Genomic DNA, 7,479 nt, shown 5'->3' on the forward strand with positions numbered 1-7,479 from the left:
AGAGCAGCCATGGCAGACCCCACCGAACCGGACCAGGATTACCCGAAGGATCCCTATGTCGATAACGTCGACCATGTGGAACCTGGCGACTATGTCCCGCACCCTGACGACCCACCCCACAAGAAAGGGCCCGACTGGCCGGAAGGCCAAGTGGCGCCGGAGGATCAGTCCAGCGGGTGAGGGGCAGGCTGTCCCGGGCTTTGTGGGGGGGCTTGCCCGCGATAGCGGTGTAAGCCCTACCATAGTCGTCGACAGAATGAACACTGGCCTGGCAGCCCTGAGGTGAATGCACAGGCCCTATCGCTGGCAAGCCAGCTCCCACAGGTACTCATTTCAAGCAGGCAGTGGCACGATGGGGACGCCACCTGTGCAGGCTGTGTGAAAACTCGGCGACGAATTCGAAGTACGCGTCGCTACGTGGATTTTAAGGAAGCTTGTGGGGCAAACAAATCCGGGAATCACGTAGCGTTGCGCTTTCCGGTCGTTTTTTGATCTCTGTACCGATGCTCAGCGTTTTCACACAGCCTGTGTGGGAGCGGGCTTGCCCGCGATAGCGGCCGATCCATCACCGCCTGCCCTGAAAGGTCCAGTGATTCTGCGTCGCTCATTTACATGAGGTTTTACCAAACTCTGCCCTCGCGACATGGCTCGCCTCATGGACAACTGCCTCACGTCAACGCTGACTTCTCAACATCGTATCGACCACTACACGCGTCGTCGGCTCCACTTCAACGTTCAGCACATCGCCTACCTCAATGTTGGAAAACGTCGTCTGCCGAAGGGTTTCCGGCGTCAGATTGAACCCTAGCGCCCCAGCGTCCAACACGACAGATGAACACGCGTGAGCGTCATTCGCCTTGAGACAATCGAACGTTATCAGCGGTGGTGTTCACGTGTCTGCCAGACGCTTCTGGCTGTTGTATAGGCGCGCGCCTACAAAAGCACCTACTCCGTAAACACAGTGTTTCTTCTGATTCCTGGAGATGCCGTAGACCTACGAGGCGCATTGAAGCGAATTGTCAGGCATTCGATGGACTTATGGCGCTTCGAATCAAACCCACCGGGTTTGGGACGGATTTTAGAAGCATGGCTTTGGGGTCGGGCAGCGCCCACAGGACAGCACCCTGGCTGTTAGGCATACCTGCCTATCCACCCATCACTGCGAGTGATAATAACCTTCGCCCCATTCGATTCGTTCGCTCCGCGCGCGCCGCGCAGAATCCGCCCACTTTCTTCACTCTGGCGGATTTTTCCATGGAACATTCACTCACATCCCTGCGCTTTCCCCTGGCCGCTCTCGCGGCCGTGGTGATCAGTGCATGCGGCCAGGCGCCGGAGACCGCCCGGCCTGCCAGCGCACCGACGGTCAGCGTGGCCCAGGTGCTGGAACAACCGATCAACGAATGGGACGAGTTCACCGGCCGCCTCGAAGCGCCCGAGACCGTCGAGGTGCGCCCGCGCGTCTCCGGTCAGATCGACCGCGTGGCCTTCACCGAAGGCGCCCAGGTCAACAAGGGCGACCTGCTGTTCCAGATCGATCCGCGCCCGTTCCAGGCCCAGGTCCGCCAGCTCGAAGCGCAACTGCAACAGGCCCGCGCCTCGGCCAGCCGCAGCGAGAACGAAGCCCAGCGCGGCCAGCGCCTGCGCAGCAGCAACGCCATCTCCGCCGAACTGGCCGAATCGCGCAGCAGCGCTGCGGCCGAAGCACGCGCCGGCGTGGCGGCGATCCAGGCGCAGCTGGACCTGGCCCGCCTGAACCTGAGCTTCACCCGCGTCACCGCACCGATCAGCGGCCGCGTCAGCCGTGCCCAGTTCACCGCCGGCAACATCGTCACTGCCGACGTCACGCCGCTGACCAGCGTGGTCTCCACCGACAAGGTCTATGCCTACTTCGACGCCGACGAGCGCGTCTACCTCAAGTACACGCAACTGGCGCGCAATGGCCAGCGCGGGCAGACGACCCCGGTCTACCTGGGCCTGTCCAACGAGGCCGGCACGCCGCACCTGGGACAGATGAACTTCGTCGACAACCAGGTCAACCCGCGCACCGGCACCATCCGTGGCCGTGCGGTGTTCGACAACCGCGATGGCCAGTTTACCCCCGGCCTGTACGCGCGCCTGAAGCTGGTCGGCAGCGCCACCTATTCGGCGGTGCTGATCAATGACGAAGCTGTGGGCACCGACTTGGGCAAGAAATTCGTGCTGGTGATGGACGCCGACAACAAGGCCAGCTACCGCACCGTCGAACTGGGCCCCAAGCTCGAAGGCCTGCGCATCGTCCGCGACGGCTTGCACAAGGGCGACCGGATCGTGGTCAAGGGCCTGCAGCGGGTCCGTCCCGGCTCGGCCGTTACGCCTCAGGACACGCCGATGGCCAGCGACGAGACCCTGGCCGCGCTTGCCCGTCAACGTCAGGCGTTGCAGGCCAGCCAGGCCGGTCAGCCCGCCGCCGCCGTGAAACTCGCCAGTGCCCCGGCACCGCGCGGCTGAAGGATCGAACCCCATGAACTTCTCACGCTTCTTCATCACCCGGCCGATCTTCGCCGCGGTGCTTTCCCTGATCCTGCTGATCGCCGGTAGCATCGCGCTGTTCCAGCTGCCGATCAGCGAATACCCCGAGGTCGTGCCGCCCACCGTGGTGGTGCGCGCCAACTTCCCCGGCGCCAACCCCAAGGTCATCGGTGAAACCGTCGCCGCGCCCCTGGAACAGGCCATCACCGGGGTCGAGAACATGCTCTACATGTCCTCGCAGTCCACCGCCGACGGCAAGCTGACGCTGACCATCACCTTCGCCCTGGGCACCGACCTGGACAACGCGCAGGTGCAGGTGCAAAACCGTGTCACCCGCACCCAGCCCAAGCTGCCCGAGGAGGTCACGCGCATCGGCATCACCGTGGACAAGGCCTCGCCGGACCTGACCATGGTCGTGCACCTGACCTCGCCGGACAACCGCTACGACATGCTCTACCTGTCCAACTACGCCATCCTCAACATCAAGGATGAACTGGCGCGCCTGGGCGGCGTGGGCGACGTGCAGCTGTTCGGCATGGGCGACTATTCGCTGCGTGTCTGGCTGGACCCGAACAAGACCGCCTCGCGCAACCTGACCGCCAGCGACGTGGTCACGGCGATCCGTGAGCAGAACCGTCAGGTCGCCGCCGGCCAGCTCGGCGCTCCGCCCGCGCCGGGGGCTTCGAGCTTCCAGCTGTCGATCAATACCCAGGGCCGCCTGGTCACCGAGGAGGAGTTCGAGAACATCATCATCCGCGCCGGTGCCGATGGCGAGATCACGCGCCTGAAGGATATCGCCCGGGTCGAATTGGGCTCGAGCCAGTACGCCCTGCGTTCGTTGCTGAACAACCAGCCGGCGGTGGCCCTGCCGATCTTCCAGCGCCCCGGCTCCAACGCCATCGACATCTCCAACGACGTGCGCGCCAAGATGGCCGAGCTGAAGAAGGAGTTCCCCGAAGGCATGGACTACAGCATCGTCTACGACCCGACGGTGTTCGTCCGCGGCTCCATCGAAGCGGTGGTACACACCCTGTTCGAAGCCCTGGTGCTGGTGGTGCTGGTGGTGATCCTGTTCCTGCAGACCTGGCGGGCATCGATCATCCCGCTGCTGGCCGTGCCGGTCTCGCTGATCGGCACCTTCGCGGTGATGCACCTGTTCGGTTTCTCGCTCAACGCCCTGTCGCTGTTCGGCCTGGTACTGGCCATCGGCATCGTGGTCGACGACGCCATCGTGGTGGTGGAGAACGTCGAGCGCAACATCGGCCTGGGCCTGGCGCCGGTGCCAGCCACGCAGAAGGCCATGGGCGAAGTGACCGGGCCGATCATCGCCACGGCGCTGGTGCTGTGCGCGGTGTTCGTGCCGGCAGCGTTCATCTCCGGGCTGACCGGGCAGTTCTACAAGCAGTTCGCCTTGACCATCGCCATTTCCACGGTGATCTCGGCGTTCAACTCGCTGACCTTGTCGCCGGCCCTGGCCGCCGTGCTGCTCAAGGACCACCACGCGCCGCAGGACCGTTTCTCGCGCCTGCTCGACCAGCTGCTGGGCCGCTGGCTGTTCGCCCCGTTCAACCGCTTCTTCGACCGTGCCAGCCACCGCTACGTCGGCGGCGTGCGCCGGGTGATCCGCTCCAGCGGCATCGCGCTGTTCGTCTACGCCGGGCTCATGGGTCTGACCTACCTGGGCTTTGCCTCGACCCCGACCGGGTTCGTCCCGGCGCAGGACAAGCAGTACCTGGTGGCCTTCGCGCAACTGCCCGATGCCGCCAGCCTGGACCGCACCGAGGCGGTGATCAAGCGCATGAGCGAGATCGCCCTGGCGCAACCGGGCGTGGCCGATTCGGTGGCCTTCCCGGGCCTGTCGATCAACGGCTTCACCAACAGCCCCAACAGCGGCATCGTCTTCACCCCGCTCAAGCCGTTCGACCAGCGCAAGGACCCGAGCCAGTCGGCGCAAGCCATCGCCGCCGCGCTCAACGCCAAGTTCGCCGACATCCAGGACGCCTACATCGCGATCTTCCCGCCACCGCCGGTGCAGGGCCTGGGCACCATCGGCGGGTTCCGCGTGCAGGTCGAGGACCGGGGCAACCTGGGCTACGAAGCGCTGTACCATGAAACCCAGAACATCATCGCCAAGAGCCAGCAGGTGCCGGAACTGGCGGGGCTGTTCACCAGCTACCAGGTCAACGTGCCGCAGGTCGATGCCGCCATCGACCGGGAAAAGGCAAAGACCCACGGGGTGGCGATCAACGACATCTTCGACACCCTGCAGATCTACCTGGGCTCGTTGTACACCAACGACTTCAACCGCTTCGGTCGGACCTACCAGGTCAACGTGCAGGCCGAGCAGCAGTTCCGCCTGGACGCCGAGCAGATCGGCCAGCTCAAGGTGCGCAACGACCGTGGCGAGATGATCCCGCTGGCGACCTTCCTCAAGGTCAGCGACACCTCGGGCCCTGACCGGGTCATGCACTACAACGGCTTCATCACCGCCGAGATCAACGGTGCGGCGGCGCCCGGCTATAGCTCAGGCCAGGCCGAGGCGGCCATGGCCCGCCTGCTGACCGCCGAGTTGCCCAACGGCATGACCTTCGAGTGGACCGAGCTGACCTACCAGCAAATCCTCGCCGGCAATACCGCGCTGCTGGTGTTCCCGTTGTGCGTGCTGCTGGCCTTCCTGGTGCTGGCGGCGCAGTACGAGAGCTGGAGCCTGCCGCTGGCGGTGATCCTGATCGTGCCGATGACCCTGCTGTCGGCGATCACCGGGGTGATCCTCACCGGCGGTGACAACAACATCTTCACCCAGATCGGCCTGATCGTGCTGGTGGGGCTGGCCTGCAAGAACGCCATCCTGATCGTCGAGTTCGCCAAGGACAAACAGGCCGAGGGCCTCGACCCGCTGGCCGCGGTGCTGGAGGCGTGCCGCCTGCGTCTGCGCCCGATCCTGATGACCTCGATCGCCTTCATCATGGGCGTGGTGCCGCTGGTGTTCTCCTCCGGTGCCGGCGCCGAGATGCGCCATGCGATGGGCGTGGCGGTGTTCTCGGGGATGATCGGCGTGACGGTGTTCGGCCTGTTCCTGACGCCCGTGTTCTTCGTCTTGATCCGCCGCCACGTCGAACGTCGTCAGGCGCGTCGTCTCGCCCACACCCCGCTGCAGGAGACCCAGGCATGATGCGGTTCACCCCTTTTCTTCCCAGCCTGCTGGTGCTGGCCCTGTCGGCCTGTGCGGTCGGTCCCGACTACCACGCACCCCAGCCTGAGCCGGCGCGTCTGGAGGCCGTGCATGGCGCGGCCGCGTTCGACCCGGCGCGTTTCGAGAGCGCCTGGTGGCACCAGTTCGAGGACCCGACCCTGGACCGCCTGGTGCAGGCCTCTTTGACCGGCAACCGCGACCTGCGCGTGGCCTTCGCCCGGCTCAAGGCGGCGCGCTCCATTCGCGAGGACGTGGCCAACGACGCGCTGCCGGTGGTGACCAGTGGCGCCCGCAGCACGCTGGGCAAGGGCCAGATCCCCGGCCAGACCGAGCAGCGGGTCAACAGCGAGCGCTACGACCTGGGTCTGGACATGGCCTGGGAGCTGGACCTGTTCGGCCGCATCCAGCGTCAGCTGGAAGCCAGCCAGGCCCGTGAGGACGCCGCCCAGGCTGACCTGCGCCAGTTGCAGGTCAGCCTGATCGCCGAACTGGTGGACGCCTACGGTCAATTGCGGGGCGCACAGCTGCGCGAGCGCATCGCGGCCGACAACCTCAAGACCCAGCAGGACTCACGCCGGATCACCGAGACCCTGCGTGACGCCGGGGTCGGCAACGAATTGGATGTGGTCCGCGCCGACGCCCGCCTGGCCGCCGTCGAGGCCAGCCTGCCGCAACTGCAGGCCGAACAGGTCCGGGCGCGCAACCGCATCGCCACCCTGCTCGGGCAGCGCCCGGAGCAACTGAGCATCGACCTGTCGCCCCAGCACCTGCCAGCGATCGCCAAGGCGCTGCCGGTGGGCGACCCGGCTCAGCTGCTGCGCCGCCGTCCGGACATCCGTCGCGCGGAACGGCAGTTGGCCGCCGCCACGGCCGAGGTCGGCGTGGCCACGGCCGACCTGTTCCCGCGGGTCAGCCTCAGCGGCTTCCTGGGCTTCACCGCCGGGCGCGGGTCGCAGATCGGCAGCTCGGCGGCCAATGCCTGGGCGCTGGCCCCGAGCATCACCTGGCCGGCCTTCGACCTGGGCAGCGTACGGGCCCGCCTGCGCGGCGCCAAGGCCGAGGCCGAAGGCGCACTGGCCAGCTACGAGCAGCAGGTGCTGCTGGCGTTGGAAGAGTCGTCGAACGCGTTCAGCGACTACGGCAAGCGCCAGCAACGGGTGCGCGCCCTGATACGCCAGAGCGAGGCTAGCCGCAAGGCCGCCGACCTGGCCTCGATCCGCTACCGCGAAGGCACCGTCGACTACCTGGTGCTGCTCGACGCCGAACGCGAACGCCTGGCCGCCGAAGACGCCCAGGCCATGGGCGAGGTGGAGCTGTACCGTGGGGTCGTGGCGATCTACAAGGCGCTGGGGGGTGGTTGGGATGTGACGCCGGGGTCGGCAAGTGCGGGCCCGGTGTTGCAGGCGGCGCGGTAACGTGCGGCAAGCGGCGTTAGGCTGGATTTTTTGAGAAGCTCATCATCTAGCGTCGATTGCGCAGATTTCAGGGCCGCTTTGCGGCCCATCGCAGCCGGTCCGGCGCCCCGGCGGGGGCCGCTCCAAGGGATCGTGCCGGACTGTCCAATCAGCGCCGTGGTCCACCTGTAAGCGCAGCCACTGCCGGGCCAGGCCTTTCGATGTCTTTACCTCATACGATGTGGACCAGATTGGTGATCTGGCAGAGCGGTTCACCCTCCGTGTGGGAGCGGGCTTGCCCGCGATGCAGGCGGTGATGGCCCGGACGCTATCGCGGGCAAGCCCGCTCCCACACGAGGACTGCACGTGTCTGTATCATGC

Annotated in this window: 4 protein-coding genes; all 4 read left to right on the top strand. The window is 66.0% G+C overall.

Annotated elements, in window-relative coordinates:
- Positions 1-9: 9 nt before the first annotated feature.
- The gene (locus tag G7007_RS09680; RefSeq protein WP_181101220.1) at positions 10-180 is read left to right on the top strand and encodes a hypothetical protein; all 171 of its coding nucleotides are present in this window, start codon (positions 10-12) and stop codon (positions 178-180) included.
- Between the two features lie 1,074 nt (positions 181-1,254).
- Positions 1,255-2,490 carry a multidrug efflux RND transporter periplasmic adaptor subunit MexE gene (gene mexE / locus G7007_RS09690; RefSeq protein WP_181101224.1) on the top strand — a complete coding sequence of 412 codons (1,236 nt, stop codon included), beginning with the start codon at positions 1,255-1,257 and terminating at the stop codon, positions 2,488-2,490.
- 13 nt (positions 2,491-2,503) lie between these two features.
- Positions 2,504-5,683: an efflux RND transporter permease subunit gene (locus G7007_RS09695; RefSeq protein ID WP_181101226.1), complete on the top strand. Its 3,180-nt coding sequence runs from the start codon at positions 2,504-2,506 to the stop codon at positions 5,681-5,683.
- Positions 5,680-7,119 (top strand): efflux transporter outer membrane subunit, encoded by a 1,440-nt coding sequence (locus G7007_RS09700; RefSeq protein WP_181101227.1) that lies wholly within the window; start codon positions 5,680-5,682, stop codon positions 7,117-7,119. Before G7007_RS09695 ends, G7007_RS09700 begins: the two co-directional genes overlap by 4 nt.
- The last annotated feature ends 360 nt before the right edge of the window (positions 7,120-7,479 follow it).

The organism is Pseudomonas entomophila (assembly GCF_013523125.1).
GTDB lineage: Bacteria > Pseudomonadota > Gammaproteobacteria > Pseudomonadales > Pseudomonadaceae > Aquipseudomonas > Aquipseudomonas entomophila_B.

What these genes read in the sequence shown, in the direction of transcription:
- G7007_RS09680 (WP_181101220.1), top strand. Translation starts at nt 10, where the DNA reads ATGGCAGACCCCACCGAACCGGACCAGGATTACCCGAAGGATCCCTAT.
- mexE (WP_181101224.1), top strand. Translation starts at nt 1,255, where the DNA reads ATGGAACATTCACTCACATCCCTGCGCTTTCCCCTGGCCGCTCTCGCG.
- G7007_RS09695 (WP_181101226.1), top strand. Translation starts at nt 2,504, where the DNA reads ATGAACTTCTCACGCTTCTTCATCACCCGGCCGATCTTCGCCGCGGTG.
- G7007_RS09700 (WP_181101227.1), top strand. Translation starts at nt 5,680, where the DNA reads ATGATGCGGTTCACCCCTTTTCTTCCCAGCCTGCTGGTGCTGGCCCTG.